The following is a 14,538-nucleotide window of genomic DNA, read 5'->3' on the forward strand; positions in this document are numbered from 1 at the left end:
CCGCTCAGCTCCCGCCGTACGGCGCGCCGAGCCGCTCGAGCTGCTCACGGCCGCCGTCGGGGGCGGTGAGCACCCACAGACCGGACCCGGTGAACGCGAAGGTGTGCTCGAAGTGGGCTGCCCACGACCCGTCGGTGGTGACGACGGTCCACTCGTCGTCCGCGACGGCCGTCTCGTGGGTGCCGAGGGTGACCATCGGCTCCACCGCCAGCGCGAGGCCCTTCTTGAGCCGCGGCCCGCGGCCGGGCCGGCCGTAGTTGGGGACGTCGGGCGCCAGGTGCATCGCGGTGCCGATGCCGTGGCCGGTGTAGTCCTCGACGACGCCGTAGTCGCCCCTGCTCCCGCACGTGGTGCTCGACGGCGTGCGAGATGTCGCCGACCCGGCCGCCCACCCGGGCGGCGGCGATCCCCCGCCACAGCGCCTCCTCGGTGACCTGCAGCAGCGCCGCCACCTCGTCGGAGACCTCGCCGACCGGCACGGTGACCGCGGCGTCGCCGTGCCACCCCTGGCCGGCGTCGTCGGTCACGATCGCGCCGCAGTCGATGGAGACGACGTCGCCCTCGGCGAGCACCCGCTCGCCGGGGATGCCGTGCACGACCTCGTCGTCGACCGAGGCGCAGATGGTCGCCGGGAACGGCGGGTCGCCGTAGCCGAGGAACGACGGGGTGGCGCCGTGCGCGCGGATCACCGCCGCCGCGACCCGGTCCAGCTCGGCGGTCGTCACCCCGGGTCGTACGGCGTCGCGCGCGGCCTCGAGGGCGGCGGCCACCACGAGCCCCGCCTCCCGCATCCGGAGGACCTGGTCGGGGCTCTTGATCTCGAGCCCGGAGCCGAACACCGGCCGGGCGTCAGCTCTGGGGCACGACGTCGAGGGCGGCGAAGATCCGCTTGGTGACGTCCTCGACCTCGCCCATGCCGTCGATCTCGTGGACGATGCCGCGGTCCCGGTAGACCTGGATGAGCGGCTCGGTCTCCTCGGCGTAGACCGCCTGCCGGCGCCGGATCACGTCCTCGGTGTCGTCGGCGCGGCCCTCGACCTGCGCGCGCTGCGTCAGCCGCTGCACGACCTCGTCCTGGTCGACGCGGAGCACCACGACCGCGTCGAGGCGGTGGCCGGAGGACGCGATCATGCCGTCGAGCTCCTCGACCTGGGCGAGCGTCCTCGGGTAGCCGTCGAGGAGGAAGCCGGGCGCGGCGTCGGGCTCGCCGATCCGGTTGCGCACCATCTGGTTGGTGACCTCGTCCGGGACGTACTCGCCCTTGTCCATGAACCGCTTGGCCTCGATCCCGAGCGGCGTTCCCTCGGACACGTTGGCCCGGAAGATGTCGCCGGTCGAGATCGCCGGGATGCCGAAGTGGTCGGCCACGAACTTCGCCTGGGTGCCCTTGCCGGCACCCGGCGGGCCCATGAGGATCAGTCGCATCAGCGCAGGAATCCTTCGTAGTTGCGCTGCTGGAGCTGGCTCTCGATCTGCTTCACCGTGTCGAGGGCGACGCCGACCATGATCAGGATCGACGTGCCTCCGAACGGGAAGTTCTGGTTGGCGTCGATCAGCACCAGCGCGATCAGCGGGATCAGCGAGATCAGACCCAGGTAGAGAGCGCCCGGCAGCGTGATGCGGGACAGGACGTAGGACAGGTAGTCCTGGGTCGGCTTGCCCGCCCGGATCCCGGGGATGAAGCCGCCGTACTTCTTCATGTTGTCGGCCACCTCTTGCGGGTTGAAGGTGATCGACACGTAGAAGTAGGTGAAGAAGATGATCAGCAGGAAGTACGTCGCCATGTAGACCGGGTGGTCGCCCACGACGAAGTAGTCGGCGAGGAACGAGACCCAGCCGGAGTTGCTGTTCTGCTGGAACTGCACCGCCATGGCCGGCAGGTAGAGCAGCGACGAGGCGAAGATGACCGGGATGATGCCGGCCTGGTTGACCTTGAGCGGGATGTAGGTCGAGCTGCCGCCGAACATCTTGCGGCCGACCATCCGGCGCGCGTACTGCACGGGGATCCGGCGCTGGGACTGCTCGATGAAGATGACGCCGGCGACGATGACCAGGCCGATCGCGATCACGACGCCGAAGGTCCACCAGCCCTGGCTCTTGCCGACCTGCCACAGGGCGGTCGGGAAGGTCGCCACGACCTGGCAGAAGATCAGGATCGACATGCCGTTGCCGATGCCGCGCTCGGTGATCAGCTCGCCGAGCCACATGATCACGGCCGTGCCGGCCGTCATCGTGATCACCATGATGAGGAACGTCGTGGTGCCGTTGTCGTGCAGCAGGTCCTGGGCACAGTTCTGCAGCAGGTTGCCGGAGCGGGCGAGCGCCACGATGCCGGTCGCCTGCAGCACGGCCAGGCCGAGCGTGAGGTACCGCGTGTACTGCGTGATCTTGGTCTGCCCGGACTGGCCCTCCTTCTTGAGGGCCTCCAGCCGCGGGATCACGACCACCAGGAGCTGCAGGATGATGCTCGCGGTGATGTAGGGCATGATCCCGAGCGCGAAGATCGTCAGCTGCAGGAGCGCGCCACCGGAGAACAGGTTGATGAGGGTGTAGATGCCCTCCTGGTTCTCCCGCGTCGCCCAGGCACTGCTGCACGTTGTAGACGTGCACGCCCGGTGCAGGGATCTGGGAGCCGAGCCGGAAGATCACGATGACCAACAGGACGAACAGCAGCTTGCGCCGCAGGTCCGGAGTCCGGAATGCGTTCACGAACGCGCTGAGCACACGATCCTCATTTCCCTACTGACTGACCGCTCGAACGGCCGCCGGAAGCCTAACAGGGGTCCCGCAACCAGGTGCGGGGGTCCGTCGGGTACGACGAAGGGCGCGACACCCGTCGGGTTGTCGCGCCCCCGGTCACGATCGGACGGTCACGTTCAGAGAACGGTGACGCTGCCGCCGGCGCTCTCGATCTTCTCCTTGGCGGAGCTCGAGAACGCGTCGGCGCTGACCGCCACCTTCACCGTGAGCTCGCCCTGGCCGAGCACCTTGACCGGCTGGCCCTTGCGCACGGCGCCGCGGGCGACCAGCTCGGCCGGCGTGACGTCGCCGCCGTCGGGGGAAGAGCTGGCTGATCCGGTCGAGGTTGACGACCTGGTAGGTCACCTTGAACGGGTTGCGGAAGCCCTTCAGCTTCGGCAGCCGCATGTGCAGCGGCATCTGACCACCCTCGAAGGCGGCCGGCACCTGGTTGCGGGCCTTGGTGCCCTTGGTGCCGCGACCGGCGGTCTTGCCCTTGGAACCCTCACCGCGGCCGACCCGGATCTTGGCCTTCTTGGCCCCCGGCGCCGGGCGCAGGTGATGAAGCTTGAGCGTCATCTCACTCCACCTCTTCAACCGTCACGAGGTGACGGACGGTCTGGACCATGCCGCGGATCTCGGGCCGGTCCTCCTTGACGACGACGTCGCCGATGCGCTTGAGACCGAGGCTGCGCAGGGTCTCGCGCTGGTTGGCCTTGCAACCGATCGACGACTTCTTCTGCTGGACCTTGAGCTGCGCCATCAGACGGTCCCCCGGCCAGTGCGGCCTCGGAGTCCTTGGCCTTGTCGCGCGCCTCGGCCTCGCCCTCGGCCTTCGCCTTGAGCAGCGCCGCCGGGGGCGACGTCCTCGACCGGCAGGCCGCGGCGGGAGGCGACGGCCTCCGGCTGCTCGAGCATCCGCAGCGCCTCGACGGTCGCGTGGACGATGTTGATCTGGTTGGACGAGCCCAGCGACTTGCTGAGCACGTCGTGGATGCCGGCGCACTCCAGGACGGCGCGCACCGGGCCACCGGCGATCACACCGGTACCGGGCGCCGCCGGGCGCAGGAAGACGACACCGGCCGCCTTCTCGCCCTGCACCGGGTGCGGGATGGTGCCCTGGATGCGGGGGACGCGGAAGAAGTTCTTCTTCGCCTCCTCGACACCCTTGGCGATCGCCGCCGGCACCTCCTTGGCCTTGCCGTAGCCGACGCCCACCAGGCCGTCGCCGTCGCCGACGACCACGAGGGCGGTGAAGCTGAAGCGACGACCACCCTTCACGACCTTGGCGACGCGGTTGATGGCGACGACGCGCTCGACGTACTGGTTCTTGTCCGCGCCGCCGCGACGGTCGTCACGACCGCGCGACCCGCGGTCGCCACCCGAACGCTGTCCGCGCTGGGCTCCGCTCATGATTACTCCTCAGTCCTTGTGTTCGCTGTCGCGGCCGTCAGAAGGCCAGGCCGCCCCTCGCGGGCGCCATCGGCCAGGGCCGCGATGCGACCGTGGTACTTGTTGCCGGCCCGGTCGAACACGACCGACTCGACACCCTGCTCCTTGGCGCGGGCGGCGACGAGCTCGCCGACCTTCTTCGCCTTCGCCGTCTTGTCGCCGTCGAACGAGCGCAGGTCGCCCTCCATGGTGGAGGCGGAGGCCAGCGTCTTGCCGACGACGTCGTCGACGACCTGCACGGTGATGTGCTTGGTCGACCGGGTGACCACCAGGCGCGGGCGCTCGGCGGTGCCGGAGATCTTCTTGCGGCCCCGGATCTGCCGGCGCAGCCGCGACTTGGCGCGCGCCGAGAGGTGCCGCTCGTGCTTGAGCGTGATCGCCATGGTCACTTACCAGCCTTTCCGACCTTGCGACGGACGTGCTCGCCGGCGTACCGGACGCCCTTGCCCTTGTAGGGCTCGGGCTTGCGGAGCTTGCGGATGTTGGCCGCGACCTCGCCCACGAGCTGCTTGTCGATCCCCTGGACGCCGAACTTCGTCGGGCCCTCCACCTGGAAGGTGATGCCCTCCGGGGCGTTGAAGGTGATCGGGTGCGAGTAGCCGAGCTGGAACTCCAGCTGGGTCGGGCCCTTGGGCAGGACACGGTAACCGACGCCGACGATCTCGAGCTTCTTCTCGTAGCCCTCGGTCACGCCCACGACCATGTTGTTGATCAGGGTGCGGGTGAGGCCGTGGAGGGCCTTCGAGCGGCGCTCGTCGTCGGGGCGGCGTACGTCGAGCACGCCCTCGCCCTGCTCGACGACGATCGGCTCGGCGACGGTGTGGCTCAGGGTCCCCTTCGGGCCCTTGACGGTCACGACAGGACCGTCGATGGCCACGTCGACCCCGGTCGGGACCGGGACGGGGAGCTTGCCGATGCGAGACATAGCTGTGCTTCCTTTCCTGGTCCTCGTCACCAGACGTAGGCGAGGACTTCCCCACCCACGCCCTTCTGGTTGGCCTGGCGGTCGGTCAGCAGGCCCTGGCTCGTCGAGATGATCGCGACGCCGAGGCCGCCGAGCACCTTCGGGAGACCCGTGTGCTTGGCGTAGACCCGCAGACCGGGCTTGCTGATGCGGCGCACGCCGGCGATCGAGCGCTCGCGGTTGCGGCCGTACTTCAGCGTGATCGTCAGCGTCTTGCCGACGCCGTTCTCGTTGTCGGCCACGTCGAAGGAGGTGATGTAGCCCTCCTGCTTGAGGATCTCCGCGACGCCCTGCTTCAGCTTGCTGTACGGCATCGACACCGCGTCGTGGTACGCCTGGTTGGCGTTGCGCAGACGGGTCAGCATGTCTGCGATCGGGTCGGTCATCGTCATGATGTGTGCATTCCTTCTGCTGCGGTTTCCGCCCGCTCGAGCGGCGAGTGGACCTGTCAGCTCAGTTGAGTTGTCCCGTTCGGGGGTCTGGAGGCGGCGCCCCTGGTCGGGGGCACACGGGGGCGGAGCCCCCGTGCGTTCACCAGGAGGACTTGGTGACGCCGGGCAGCTCGCCGCGGTGGGCCATCTCCCGCAGGCAGATCCGGCACAGGCCGAACTTGCGGTAGACCGCCTTGGGACGCCCACACCGCTGGCAGCGGGTGTAGGCGCGCACCGCGAACTTCGGCTTGCGGGCCGCCTTGACCTTGAGCGCAGTCTTCGCCATGTCAGTTACCTCTTCCTCAGCGCTCGGCGAACGGGAACCCGAGCGCCTTGAGAAGCGCCCGTCCCTGCTCGTCGTCGGTGGCGGTGGTCACGATCGTGATGTCCATGCCGCGGGTGCGGTCGACCTTGTCCTGGTCGATCTCGTGGAACATCACCTGCTCGGTCAGGCCGAAGGTGTAGTTGCCCCGGCCGTCGAACTGCTTGGGGTTCAGCCCGCGGAAGTCGCGGATACGCGGCAGCGCCAGCGCGAGCAGCCGGTCGAGGAACTCCCACATCCGGTCGCCGCGCAGCGTGACGTGCGCGCCGATCGGCATGCCCTCGCGGAGCTTGAACTGCGCGATCGACTTGCGGGCCTTGGTCACGGACGGCTTCTGGCCGGTGATCGCGGCCAGGTCGCGGATCGCGCCCTCGATCAGCTTCGAGTCGCGGGCCGCCTCGCCGACGCCCATGTTGACGACGATCTTGGTCAGGCCCGGGACCTGCATGACGTTGGCGATCTCGAACTCCGACTTCAGCGCCGGGAGGATCTCCTCGCGGTACCGCGTCTTCAGCCGGGGGTCACCTTCTCGGCAACAGCCTCACTCATCAGATTTCCTTCCCGGTCTTGCGGGAGATGCGGACGCTGCGCGTCGCGGTGTACTCGGAGCCGTCGGGGGCGCCGCTTGGTCACCTCGACCCGCTTGAAGCCGATCCGCGTCACGCCGTCACCCTCGACCAGCATCACGTTGGACACGTGGATCGGGGCCTCGGTCGTGATGATGCCGCCGGTGCTGCCGGCACGACCGCCCTGGTTGACGACCTTGGTGTGCTTCTTGATCCGGTTGACGCCCTCGACGACCACCCGCTGCTCCTCGCGGAGCACCTTGATGACCTTGCCCTCGGCGCCCTTGTCCTTGCCGGCGATGACCTTGACGGTGTCGCCCTTCTTGATGGCGACCTTGGGGGTCTTCCTCGACGCAGCCATCACAGCACCTCCGGTGCGAGCGAGATGATCTTCATGAACTTCTTCTCCCGCAGCTCACGGCCGACGGGGCCGAAGATGCGGGTGCCGCGGGGCTCGCCGTCGTTCTTGAGGATCACGGCGGCGTTCTCGTCGAAGCGGATGTAGGAACCGTCGGGCCGGCGGCGCTCCTGACGGTGCGCACGATGACGGCCTTGACGACGTCACCCTTCTTGACGTTGCCACCGGGGATCGCGTCCTTGACGGTGGCGACGACGACGTCACCGATCCCGGCGTAGCGGCGACCGGAGCCGCCGAGCACGCGGATGCACAAGATCTCCTTGGCTCCGGTGTTGTCGGCGACCTTCAGTCGCGACTCCTGCTGAATCATCGATTTCTCCTGGTTGTCGTGCCGGTTCTCGTCCCCTCGCTGGAGGACGAGCCTGGCCGAACGGGTGGACTACTTGGCGCGCTCGAGGACCTGCACGACCCGCCACCGCTTGGTGGCGGACAGCGGCCGGGTCTCCATGAGGAGGACGCGGTCGCCGATGCCGCACTCGTTGGTCTCGTCGTGGGCCTTGAGCCGGCTGGTGCGGCGCATGACCTTGCCGTAGAGCGGGTGCTTCACGCGGTCCTCGACGGACACGACCACGGTCTTGTCCATCTTGTCGCTGACGACGAGGCCCTCGCGGACCTTGCGCGAGTTCCGCTGCTCGGTGGTGTTCTCCGGCTGCTCGGTCATGCCGTCTCCTCCGTCTCCGTGCCCGGGGCGGTCCGGATGCCGAGCTCGCGCTCGCGCACCACGGTGTAGATCCGGGCGATGTCCCTCTTCACGCTGCGCAGCCGACCGTGGCTCTCCAGCTGGCCGGTGGCCGCCTGGAACCGCAGGTTGAACAGCTCCTCCTTGGCCTCGCGCAGCCGGGCCTCGAGGTCGATGTCGTTGAGCTCGTCCAGCTCATGGGCACGAGTGGCGTTGATGGCCATCAGAACTCACCAGCCTCTCGGGAGATGAAGCGGCACTTCATGGGCAGCTTGTGCATGGCGCGGCGCATCGCCTCGCGGGCGACGGTCTCGTCGACGCCGGACAGCTCGAACATGACGCGGCCGGGCTTGACGTTGGCGACCCACCACTCCGGCGAGCCCTTGCCGGAGCCCATCCGGGTCTCGGCAGGCTTCTTGGTCAGCGGGCGGTCGGGGTAGATGTTGATCCACACCTTGCCGCCACGCTTGATGTGACGGGTCATGGCGATACGGGCCGACTCGATCTGGCGGTTGGTCACGTAGTGACCCTCGACCGCCTGGATGCCGAAGTCACCGAACGCCAGCGTGGTGCCGCCCTTAGCAACGCCACGCCGCTTGGGGTGGTGCTGCTTGCGGTGCTTGACGCGACGGGGCATCAACATGACTCAGGACTCCGTTCCGGGGTTCTGCTCGGCCGGACCCTCCGCGGCAGCGGTGTTGCCCGCGGCCGCCGGGTTCTCGCGCTCGGAGCGGGTGGGACGGTCGCCGCGCGACCCACGGGTCGGACGGTCACCGCCGCGGCTGGGACGACCGCCGCGGCCGGGGGACGCCGGCGCGGGCAGCGGCCTGGGCCTGGCGCTCGGCACGGGTGCCGGCGACCTCGCCCTTGTAGATCCACACCTTCACGCCGATCCGGCCGAAGGTGGTGCGGGCCTCGTAGAAGCCGTAGTCGATGTCGGCACGCAGGGTGTGCAGCGGGACGCGGCCCTCGCGGTAGAACTCGGTGCGCGACATCTCGGCGCCGTTGAGGCGACCGGAGCACTGGATCCGGATGCCCTTGGCACCGGAGCGCATCGAGGTCTGCATCGCCTTGCGCATCGCGCGCCGGAACTGGACCCGGCCCGACAGCTGCTCGGCGACGCCCTGGGCGACCAGCTGGGCGTCGACCTCGGGGTTCTTGACCTCGAGGATGTTGAGCTGGACCTGCTTGCCGGTGAGCTTCTCGAGCTCGCCGCGGATCCGGTCGGCCTCCGCGCCGCGGCGGCCGATGACGATGCCCGGCCGGGCGGTGTGGATGTCGACGCGGACCCGGTCGCGGGTGCGCTCGATCTCGACCTTGGCGATGCCGGCCCGCTCCATGCCCTTGGAGAGCAGCTTGCGGATCGCGACGTCCTCGCCGACGTAGGACTTGTACAGCTTGTCGGCGTACCACCGCGACTTGTGGTCGGTGGAGATGCCGAGACGGAAGCCGTTCGGGTTGATCTTCTGGCCCATTACTTACCCGCCTTCTTGCTCTGGGCGACGACGTCGGCCGGCTGGACCGCGATCGTGATGTGGCTGGTGCGCTTGTTGATCCGGGTGGCCCGGCCCTGCGCACGCGGACGCCAGCGCTTCATCGTCGGGCCCTCGTCGACGTGGGCGATCGACACCACGAGGTCGGCGGTGGACAGCCCCTCGGTGGTCTCGGCGTTCGCCACGGCGCTCGCGAGCACCTTGCCGACCGTCTTGGCGGCGGCCTGCGGGGTGAACTCGAGGATGGTGGCCGCCTCGTCCACGGGCAGCCCGCGGACCATGTCGACGACACGACGGGCCTTCATCGGGGTGATCCGGACGAAGCGGGCGCTCGCGAACGCACCCGGCTGGTCGCCGAGCAGCGACTCGCGGCGGGCGCTGACGCGCCGGCGGTCAGTGGTGGTCATCGACGACGTCCCTTCCGGTCTTCCTTGACGTGGCCGCGGTAGGTGCGGGGTGGGCGCGAACTCGCCCAGCTTGTGGCCGACCATCGCGTCGGTGATGAAGACCGGCACGTGCTTGCGACCGTCGTGGACGGCGATCGTGTGACCGATCATCGCCGGGACGATCATCGAGCGGCGCGACCAGGTCTTGATGACGTTGTGGCTGCCCTTCTCGTTCTCCGCGTCCACCTTCTTCATCAGGTGGTCGTCGACGAAGGGGCCCTTCTTCAGGCTGCGAGGCATCTCTCGTCTACTTCCCTACTCAGCGCTTCTTGCCGGTCTTGCGGCGGCGGATGATCTGGGCGTCGCTGGCCTTGCGCTTGCGCGTGCGGCCCTCGGGCTTGCCCCACGGCGAGACCGGGTGGCGACCACCCGAGGTCTTGCCCCTCACCACCACCGTGCGGGTGGTCCACCGGGTTCATGACGACACCGCGGACGGTCGGGCGCTTGCCCTTCCACCGCATCCGGCCGGCCTTGCCCCAGTTGATGTTGGACTGCTCGGCGTTGCCGACCTCGCCGACGGTGGCGCGGCAGCGGACGTCGACGAACCGCATCTCGCCCGACGGCAGTCGCAGCGTCGCGCGGGAGCCCTCACGGGCGACCAGCTGGGCGCTGTTGCCGGCCGAGCGGGCCAGCCGGCGCCGCCGCCGGGACGCAGCTCGACGCAGTGGATGGTCGTGCCGACCGGGATGTTGCGCAGCGGCAGGTTGTTGCCGGGCTTGATGTCGGCGTTGACACCCGCCTCCACGCGCATGCCCTGCGACAGGTCCTTCGGCGCGATGATGTAGCGCTTCTCGCCGTCGGCGTAGTGCAGCAGCGCGATCCGCGCGGTGCGGTTGGGGTCGTACTCGATGTGCGCGACCTTCGCCGGCACGCCGTCCTTGTCGTAGCGACGGAAGTCGATGATCCGGTAGGCCCGCTTGTGACCGCCGCCCTGGTGCCGGGTGGTGATCCGGCCCTGGTTGTTGCGGCCGCCCTTCTTGGGGAGCGGACGGGTCAGCGACTTCTCCGGCGTGGTCCGGGTGATCTCGACGAAGTCGGCCACCGACGCGCCGCGACGGCCCGGGGTGGTCGGCTTGTACTTGCGGATAGCCATGTGTCTTCAGTCCTTTGCCAGGCGCCCGGTCAGGAGACCGGACCTCCGAAGATGTCGATGCGGTGACCCTCGGCGAGGCTGACGATCGCGCGCTTGGTGTCCTTGCGCTTGCCGATGCCGTAGCGGGTGCGCCGGGTCTTGCCGGCCCGGTTGAGGGTGTTGACCGAGGTGACCTTCACGTTGAACACCTTCTCGACCGCGATCTTGATCTCGGTCTTGTTGGCGTCCGGGCGCACCAGGAACGTGTACTTGTTGGCGTCGAGCAGGCTGTAGCTCTTCTCCGACACCACCGGTGCGATGAGGATGTCGCGGTGGTCCTTGTGGAGCGTGCTCACTTGTCGCCCTCCTTCTTGCCGTAGGCGGCGCCGCTGACGAACGCGTCGTACGCGCCCTTGCTGAAGACGACGTCGTCGCTCGCGAGCACGTCGTAGGTGTTCAGCTGGTCGACGGCGACCAGGTGCACCTCGGGGGCGTTGCGCAGCGACAGCCAGGTGACGGTGTCGGTGCGCTCGAGCACCACGAGGAAGTTGTTGCGGTCGGTCAGCCCGCGGAGCGCGGCGAGCGCGGCCTTGGTCGACGGCTTGTCGCCCTCGACCAGCGCCTCGACGACGTGGATCCGCTCGTTGCGGGCCCGGTCGGACAGGGCGCCGCGGAGCGCGGCGGCCTTCATCTTCTTCGGGGTCCGCTGGCTGTAGTCACGCGGCTGCGGGCCGTGGACGGTGCCACCGCCTGCGAACTGCGGCGCCCGGATCGAGCCCTGGCGGGCGCGGCCGGTGCCCTTCTGGCGGTAGGGCTTCTTGCCACCGCCGCGGACGGCGCCGCGGGTCTTGGTGGCGTGCGTGCCCTGGCGCGCGGCCGCCTGCTGGGCGACGACGACCTGGTGGATCAGCGGGACGCTGACCTCCGCGTCGAAGATCTCCCCCGGCAGGTCGACGGCGACCACCTTGACGTTGTTGTCGGCCATGACGATCAGCCCTTCCGAACCATCGGCTCGGCCGACTTCGCGGCCGAGCGGAGTACGACGACGCCGCCCTTGGGGCCGGGGACGGCGCCCTTGAGCAGGATCAGGCCCTTCTCGACGTCGACCGCGTGCACGGTGACGTTCTGGGTGGTGACCGTCTCGCTGCCGAGCCGGCCCGCCATCCGCATCCCCTTGAAGACGCGGCCCGGGGTGGCGCAGGCGCCGATCGAGCCGGGCTTGCGGTGGTTGCGGTGGGCACCGTGGGAGGCGCTCACGCCGGCGAAGCCGTGGCGCTTCATGACGCCGGCGAAGCCCTTGCCCTTGCTGGTGCCGGTCACGTCGACGACCTCGCCGGCCTCGAACGTGTCGACCGCGAGCTCCTGGCCCACGGTGTAGGTGGCGGCGTCGGCGGTGCGGATCTCGAAGAGGTGCCGGCGGGGCGTGGTGCCGGCCTTGGCGAAGTGACCGGCCTGCGGCTTGTTGACCTTGCGGCCCTCGATCTCGCCGAAGCCGATCTGGACGGCGTTGTAGCCGTCGGGCTCGGGCTGGCGGACCTGGGTCACGATGTTGGTCGCGGCGGCGATCACGGTCACGGGGACGACGCGGTTGTTCTCGTCCCACAGCTGGGTCATGCCGAGCTTGGTGCCCAGCAGGCCCTTCACGTTGCGTTCAATGGTCATGGCGTCACAGGCTCCCTTGGACCTAGAGCTTGATCTCGATGTCGACACCGGCCGGCAGGTCGAGCCGCATCAGGCTGTCGACGGTCTTGGGGGTCGGGTCGATGATGTCGATGAGGCGCTTGTGGGTGCGCATCTCGAAGTGCTCGCGGGAGTCCTTGTACTTGTGGGGCGAGCGGATGACGACGAAGACGTTCTTCTCGGTGGGCAGCGGCACCGGGCCGGCCACCCGGGCACCCGTGCGGGTGACCGTGTCGACGATCTTGCGCGCCGAGGTGTCGATCACCTCGTGGTCATAGGCCTTGAGCCTGATGCGGATCTTCTGTCCCGCCATAGGTCTCTCTCGTCCTTACTTCTGTCCGCGTCCGCTGGTTCGAGACGTCCTCGGGCTTGAGTCGGTCCCGGTCACTCATCCCCCGCAGCTCCGACCCCCGCGCTCGGGCGTGTCGCGCTTGTCGGACGCGCACGACCACCCGTGGAGGTCTTGCTGTGTTGTGGGGCTGCCCGACGGTTCTCCGGGCTGATCGGGTCTCCCCCGGGTCCGGCGCACTCGCACCACCGACCTCGGTCAGAGCGGCGGTGAGGACCGGGTGGGACCTGGTCCTGCGCGCCGACTCGGGAGACGCGATTCAGTAGTCAAGATGTGCCGAACCCCGGCGACCCGCCGGAGCAACCTGGATATCTTGGCAGAGAACGGCACGGGCTCACAATTGCCGGAGCCCCCGCGCCCGCGGAGGGGCGCTCGGCCCGCACTCCTCACGGCCGCTCTGAAAAAGATGCTCCCAGGCCGCGCGGCCGCCCGGTCGTCGGGTCCGCCGTCCAGGATCCCGACCAGCACGACGAACGAGGGAAGAGGAGTGCGATGACCGACGGTCCACCGCACCACTACCCCCCGCCCGGGGCGCCGCCACCGCCCGACCCCCCGGCTGGCCCGGCTGGCCCGGCGTACCCGCCGCCCGGCGCGCCCCTCGCCACCGGCGGTCCGTCCGGCCCGGGCGGGCCCTTCCCTCCCGGCGGTCCGGGCGCGGTGCCCGGCATGCTCGGGGGCGGCCCACAAGCCGGGGGCGATCCCGCTGCGGCCGCTGACGCTCGGCAGCATCTACGACGGCGCGTTCCGGATCATCCGGTTCAACCCGCGGGCGACCGTGGGGTCGGCCGTCCTCGTCACCGCCGTCGCGATGCTGCTGCCGGTCCTGGCCACCGCCGTGCTGACGTTCACCGTCGGCGTGGCCTCCGACGCCTCCGGCGACGTCGACCCCGACGCCACCGACGGCGAGGTCCTCGGCCTGATCGGTTCCTACGGCAGCCTGCTGCTCGGCGTCGCGCTGAGCTGGATCGGGCTGGTGTTCGTGACCGGGATGATCGCGCACGTCGCGCACGCCGCGGCGGTCGGTCGCCGGCTCACGCTCGCGCAGGCCTGGGCGGCCACCCGCGGGAAGCGGTGGCGGCTGCTCGGCCTGACCCTCGTCGTCACCGGCGGCTGGTTGCTGGTGACCACCGCCTACGTCGCGCTCTTCGTGCTCGTGGCGGTGACCGCCGACTGGGTGGCGGTCCTCGTCTGGTCGCTGATCACGATCCCCGCCTACCTGTGCCTGATGTTCTGGTACTGGATCCGGGTCTACTACCTGCCCGCGCCCGCCCTGATGCTCGAGCCGATCGGCGTCTTCCGGGCGATCGGCCGCGGCTACGAGCTGACCGCCAGGCAGTTCTGGCGCACGTTCGGGATCGCCCTGCTGACCTACCTGATCGCCACGGTCGCCGGTCAGGTCATCGCGACTCCGCTCAGCCTCGCCGGCGCCGGCGTCACCCTCGCGTTCCCCGAGTACGCCGCACTCTCCTTCGCCGTCGTCCAGGCGCTGGCGATGGTCGTCCAGACCGCGTTCGTCGCGCCGTTCTCCGGCGCGGTGACGTCGCTGCAGTACCTCGACCAGCGGATGCGCAAGGAGGCCTACGACGTCGAGCTGATGCGTGAGGCGGGGCTGATCCCACGGTGACGCCCCCCGCTGCCGGCGGTCCGCGCCGCCGACCCCCCGCTCGACCCGAGCCCCGACGACGCGCGCTCGGCCCTGCGGCGCGAGCTCGCGCGGCCGGAGTACCACGAGGTGGACTGGCAGCAGCGGATCCAGGACTGGATCAGGCGCCGCTTCGACGACACCGTCGGCTCCGCGGGCGACGTCCCGGCACTCCAGGCCTTCCTCTGGATCCTCATCGTGCTGGTGCTGCTGCTCGGGGATCGCGCTGATCGTCTCGCGGGCGCGCCGCACCGCCCGGGTCCGGGAGGCGGGCCGGCCGGCCCT

The 14,538-nt window shown here is 69.5% G+C and carries 17 protein-coding genes and 8 pseudogenes; 1 reads left to right on the top strand and 24 read right to left on the bottom strand.

Translation table 11 applies throughout. From position 1 onward, the window contains the following. Nucleotides 1–4: 4 nt before the first annotated feature. The 24 genes and pseudogenes from map to rpsJ form a co-directional block, all read right to left on the bottom strand. Nucleotides 5–791 (bottom strand): annotated as a pseudogene (gene map, locus MF408_RS04065) (type I methionyl aminopeptidase). A gap of 58 nt (nt 792–849) precedes the next feature. Further along, nucleotides 850–1,425: an adenylate kinase gene (locus MF408_RS04070; protein ID WP_240250358.1), complete on the bottom strand. Its 576-nt coding sequence runs from the start codon at nt 1,423–1,425 to the stop codon at nt 850–852. After that, a pseudogene (gene secY, locus MF408_RS04075) lies at nt 1,425–2,724 on the bottom strand (preprotein translocase subunit SecY). Before secY ends, MF408_RS04070 begins: the two are co-directional and overlap by 1 nt. A 152-nt stretch (nt 2,725–2,876) precedes the next feature. Then, a pseudogene (gene rplO, locus MF408_RS04080) lies at nt 2,877–3,318 on the bottom strand (50S ribosomal protein L15). Nucleotide 3,319: 1 nt separating this feature from the next. Beyond that, nucleotides 3,320–3,502: a 50S ribosomal protein L30 gene (gene rpmD / locus MF408_RS04085; RefSeq protein WP_240250359.1), complete on the bottom strand. Its 183-nt coding sequence runs from the start codon at nt 3,500–3,502 to the stop codon at nt 3,320–3,322. Further along, a complete protein-coding gene (gene rpsE, locus MF408_RS04090) occupies nt 3,502–4,152 on the bottom strand; it encodes a 30S ribosomal protein S5 (RefSeq protein WP_240250360.1) in 651 nt (216 codons plus the stop codon). Before rpsE ends, rpmD begins: the two co-directional genes overlap by 1 nt. Before the next feature lie 2 nt (nt 4,153–4,154). Beyond that, nucleotides 4,155–4,574, bottom strand: coding sequence for a 50S ribosomal protein L18 (rplR, locus tag MF408_RS04095; RefSeq protein ID WP_240251646.1), 420 nt, complete (start codon nt 4,572–4,574; stop codon nt 4,155–4,157). 2 nt (nt 4,575–4,576) lie between these two features. Continuing rightward, complete coding sequence (rplF, locus tag MF408_RS04100; protein ID WP_240250361.1) at nt 4,577–5,116, bottom strand: 50S ribosomal protein L6; 540 nt, start codon at nt 5,114–5,116, stop codon at nt 4,577–4,579. Between the two features lie 26 nt (nt 5,117–5,142). After that, nucleotides 5,143–5,547 carry a 30S ribosomal protein S8 gene (rpsH, locus tag MF408_RS04105; protein WP_109694802.1) on the bottom strand — a complete coding sequence of 135 codons (405 nt, stop codon included), beginning with the start codon at nt 5,545–5,547 and terminating at the stop codon, nt 5,143–5,145. A gap of 139 nt (nt 5,548–5,686) precedes the next feature. Next, a complete protein-coding gene (locus MF408_RS04110; RefSeq protein ID WP_240250362.1) occupies nt 5,687–5,872 on the bottom strand; it encodes a type Z 30S ribosomal protein S14 in 186 nt (61 codons plus the stop codon). Between the two features lie 16 nt (nt 5,873–5,888). Then, on the bottom strand, nt 5,889–6,422 hold the full coding sequence (gene rplE, locus MF408_RS04115; RefSeq protein WP_240251648.1) for a 50S ribosomal protein L5: 534 nt from the start codon (nt 6,420–6,422) through the stop codon (nt 5,889–5,891). Between the two features lie 34 nt (nt 6,423–6,456). After that, nucleotides 6,457–6,835, bottom strand: a pseudogene (gene rplX / locus MF408_RS04120) (50S ribosomal protein L24). Continuing rightward, nucleotides 6,835–7,202 (bottom strand): annotated as a pseudogene (gene rplN, locus MF408_RS04125) (50S ribosomal protein L14). Before rplN ends, rplX begins: the two co-directional pseudogenes overlap by 1 nt. 69 nt (nt 7,203–7,271) lie before the next feature. Next, the gene (rpsQ, locus tag MF408_RS04130) at nt 7,272–7,553 is read right to left on the bottom strand and encodes a 30S ribosomal protein S17 (protein WP_240250363.1); all 282 of its coding nucleotides are present in this window, start codon (nt 7,551–7,553) and stop codon (nt 7,272–7,274) included. After that, nucleotides 7,550–7,795, bottom strand: a complete 246-nt coding sequence (gene rpmC / locus MF408_RS04135) for a 50S ribosomal protein L29 (RefSeq protein ID WP_240250364.1) — start codon at nt 7,793–7,795, stop codon at nt 7,550–7,552. The genes rpsQ and rpmC overlap by 4 nt, the downstream gene beginning before the upstream one ends. Beyond that, nucleotides 7,795–8,214, bottom strand: coding sequence for a 50S ribosomal protein L16 (gene rplP, locus MF408_RS04140; protein WP_210439925.1), 420 nt, complete (start codon nt 8,212–8,214; stop codon nt 7,795–7,797). Before rplP ends, rpmC begins: the two co-directional genes overlap by 1 nt. Before the next feature lie 3 nt (nt 8,215–8,217). Further along, nucleotides 8,218–9,046: pseudogene (gene rpsC, locus MF408_RS04145) on the bottom strand (30S ribosomal protein S3). Further along, the gene (rplV, locus tag MF408_RS04150) at nt 9,046–9,471 is read right to left on the bottom strand and encodes a 50S ribosomal protein L22 (protein ID WP_240250365.1); all 426 of its coding nucleotides are present in this window, start codon (nt 9,469–9,471) and stop codon (nt 9,046–9,048) included. Before rplV ends, rpsC begins: the two are co-directional and overlap by 1 nt. Next, a pseudogene (gene rpsS, locus MF408_RS04155) lies at nt 9,468–9,750 on the bottom strand (30S ribosomal protein S19). Before rpsS ends, rplV begins: the two are co-directional and overlap by 4 nt. 19 nt (nt 9,751–9,769) lie before the next feature. Continuing rightward, nucleotides 9,770–10,603, bottom strand: a pseudogene (gene rplB, locus MF408_RS04160) (50S ribosomal protein L2). A 29-nt stretch (nt 10,604–10,632) separates the two neighbouring features. Further along, nucleotides 10,633–10,938, bottom strand: coding sequence for a 50S ribosomal protein L23 (gene rplW / locus MF408_RS04165; protein WP_240250366.1), 306 nt, complete (start codon nt 10,936–10,938; stop codon nt 10,633–10,635). Continuing rightward, on the bottom strand, nt 10,935–11,567 hold the full coding sequence (gene rplD / locus MF408_RS04170; protein WP_240250367.1) for a 50S ribosomal protein L4: 633 nt from the start codon (nt 11,565–11,567) through the stop codon (nt 10,935–10,937). Before rplD ends, rplW begins: the two co-directional genes overlap by 4 nt. Before the next feature lie 5 nt (nt 11,568–11,572). Beyond that, on the bottom strand, nt 11,573–12,244 hold the full coding sequence (gene rplC / locus MF408_RS04175; protein WP_240250368.1) for a 50S ribosomal protein L3: 672 nt from the start codon (nt 12,242–12,244) through the stop codon (nt 11,573–11,575). A 22-nt stretch (nt 12,245–12,266) separates the two neighbouring features. After that, a complete protein-coding gene (gene rpsJ / locus MF408_RS04180; protein WP_154615492.1) occupies nt 12,267–12,575 on the bottom strand; it encodes a 30S ribosomal protein S10 in 309 nt (102 codons plus the stop codon). An 811-nt stretch (nt 12,576–13,386) separates the two neighbouring features. Between rpsJ and MF408_RS04185 the strand changes: the two genes are divergently transcribed. Then, on the top strand, nt 13,387–14,235 hold the full coding sequence (locus MF408_RS04185; RefSeq protein WP_240250369.1) for a hypothetical protein: 849 nt from the start codon (nt 13,387–13,389) through the stop codon (nt 14,233–14,235). Nucleotides 14,236–14,538 lie beyond the last annotated feature (303 nt).

It is taken from the genome of Nocardioides sp. TF02-7 (genome assembly GCF_022437945.1).
In the GTDB taxonomy this organism is placed as follows: domain Bacteria; phylum Actinomycetota; class Actinomycetes; order Propionibacteriales; family Nocardioidaceae; genus Nocardioides.

Coding starts and splice junctions, on each gene's coding strand:
- MF408_RS04070 (WP_240250358.1), bottom strand. CDS start 1,425: ATGCGACTGATCCTCATGGGCCCGCCGGGTGCCGGCAAGGGCACCCAG.
- rpmD (WP_240250359.1), bottom strand. CDS start 3,502: ATGGCGCAGCTCAAGGTCCAGCAGAAGAAGTCGTCGATCGGTTGCAAG.
- rpsE (WP_240250360.1), bottom strand. CDS start 4,152: ATGAGCGGAGCCCAGCGCGGACAGCGTTCGGGTGGCGACCGCGGGTCG.
- rplR (WP_240251646.1), bottom strand. CDS start 4,574: ATGGCGATCACGCTCAAGCACGAGCGGCACCTCTCGGCGCGCGCCAAG.
- rplF (WP_240250361.1), bottom strand. CDS start 5,116: ATGTCTCGCATCGGCAAGCTCCCCGTCCCGGTCCCGACCGGGGTCGAC.
- rpsH (WP_109694802.1), bottom strand. CDS start 5,547: ATGACGATGACCGACCCGATCGCAGACATGCTGACCCGTCTGCGCAAC.
- MF408_RS04110 (WP_240250362.1), bottom strand. CDS start 5,872: ATGGCGAAGACTGCGCTCAAGGTCAAGGCGGCCCGCAAGCCGAAGTTC.
- rpsQ (WP_240250363.1), bottom strand. CDS start 7,553: ATGACCGAGCAGCCGGAGAACACCACCGAGCAGCGGAACTCGCGCAAG.
- rpmC (WP_240250364.1), bottom strand. CDS start 7,795: ATGGCCATCAACGCCACTCGTGCCCATGAGCTGGACGAGCTCAACGAC.
- rplP (WP_210439925.1), bottom strand. CDS start 8,214: ATGTTGATGCCCCGTCGCGTCAAGCACCGCAAGCAGCACCACCCCAAG.
- rplV (WP_240250365.1), bottom strand. CDS start 9,471: ATGACCACCACTGACCGCCGGCGCGTCAGCGCCCGCCGCGAGTCGCTG.
- rplD (WP_240250367.1), bottom strand. CDS start 11,567: ATGGCCGACAACAACGTCAAGGTGGTCGCCGTCGACCTGCCGGGGGAG.
- rplC (WP_240250368.1), bottom strand. CDS start 12,244: ATGACCATTGAACGCAACGTGAAGGGCCTGCTGGGCACCAAGCTCGGC.
- rpsJ (WP_154615492.1), bottom strand. CDS start 12,575: ATGGCGGGACAGAAGATCCGCATCAGGCTCAAGGCCTATGACCACGAG.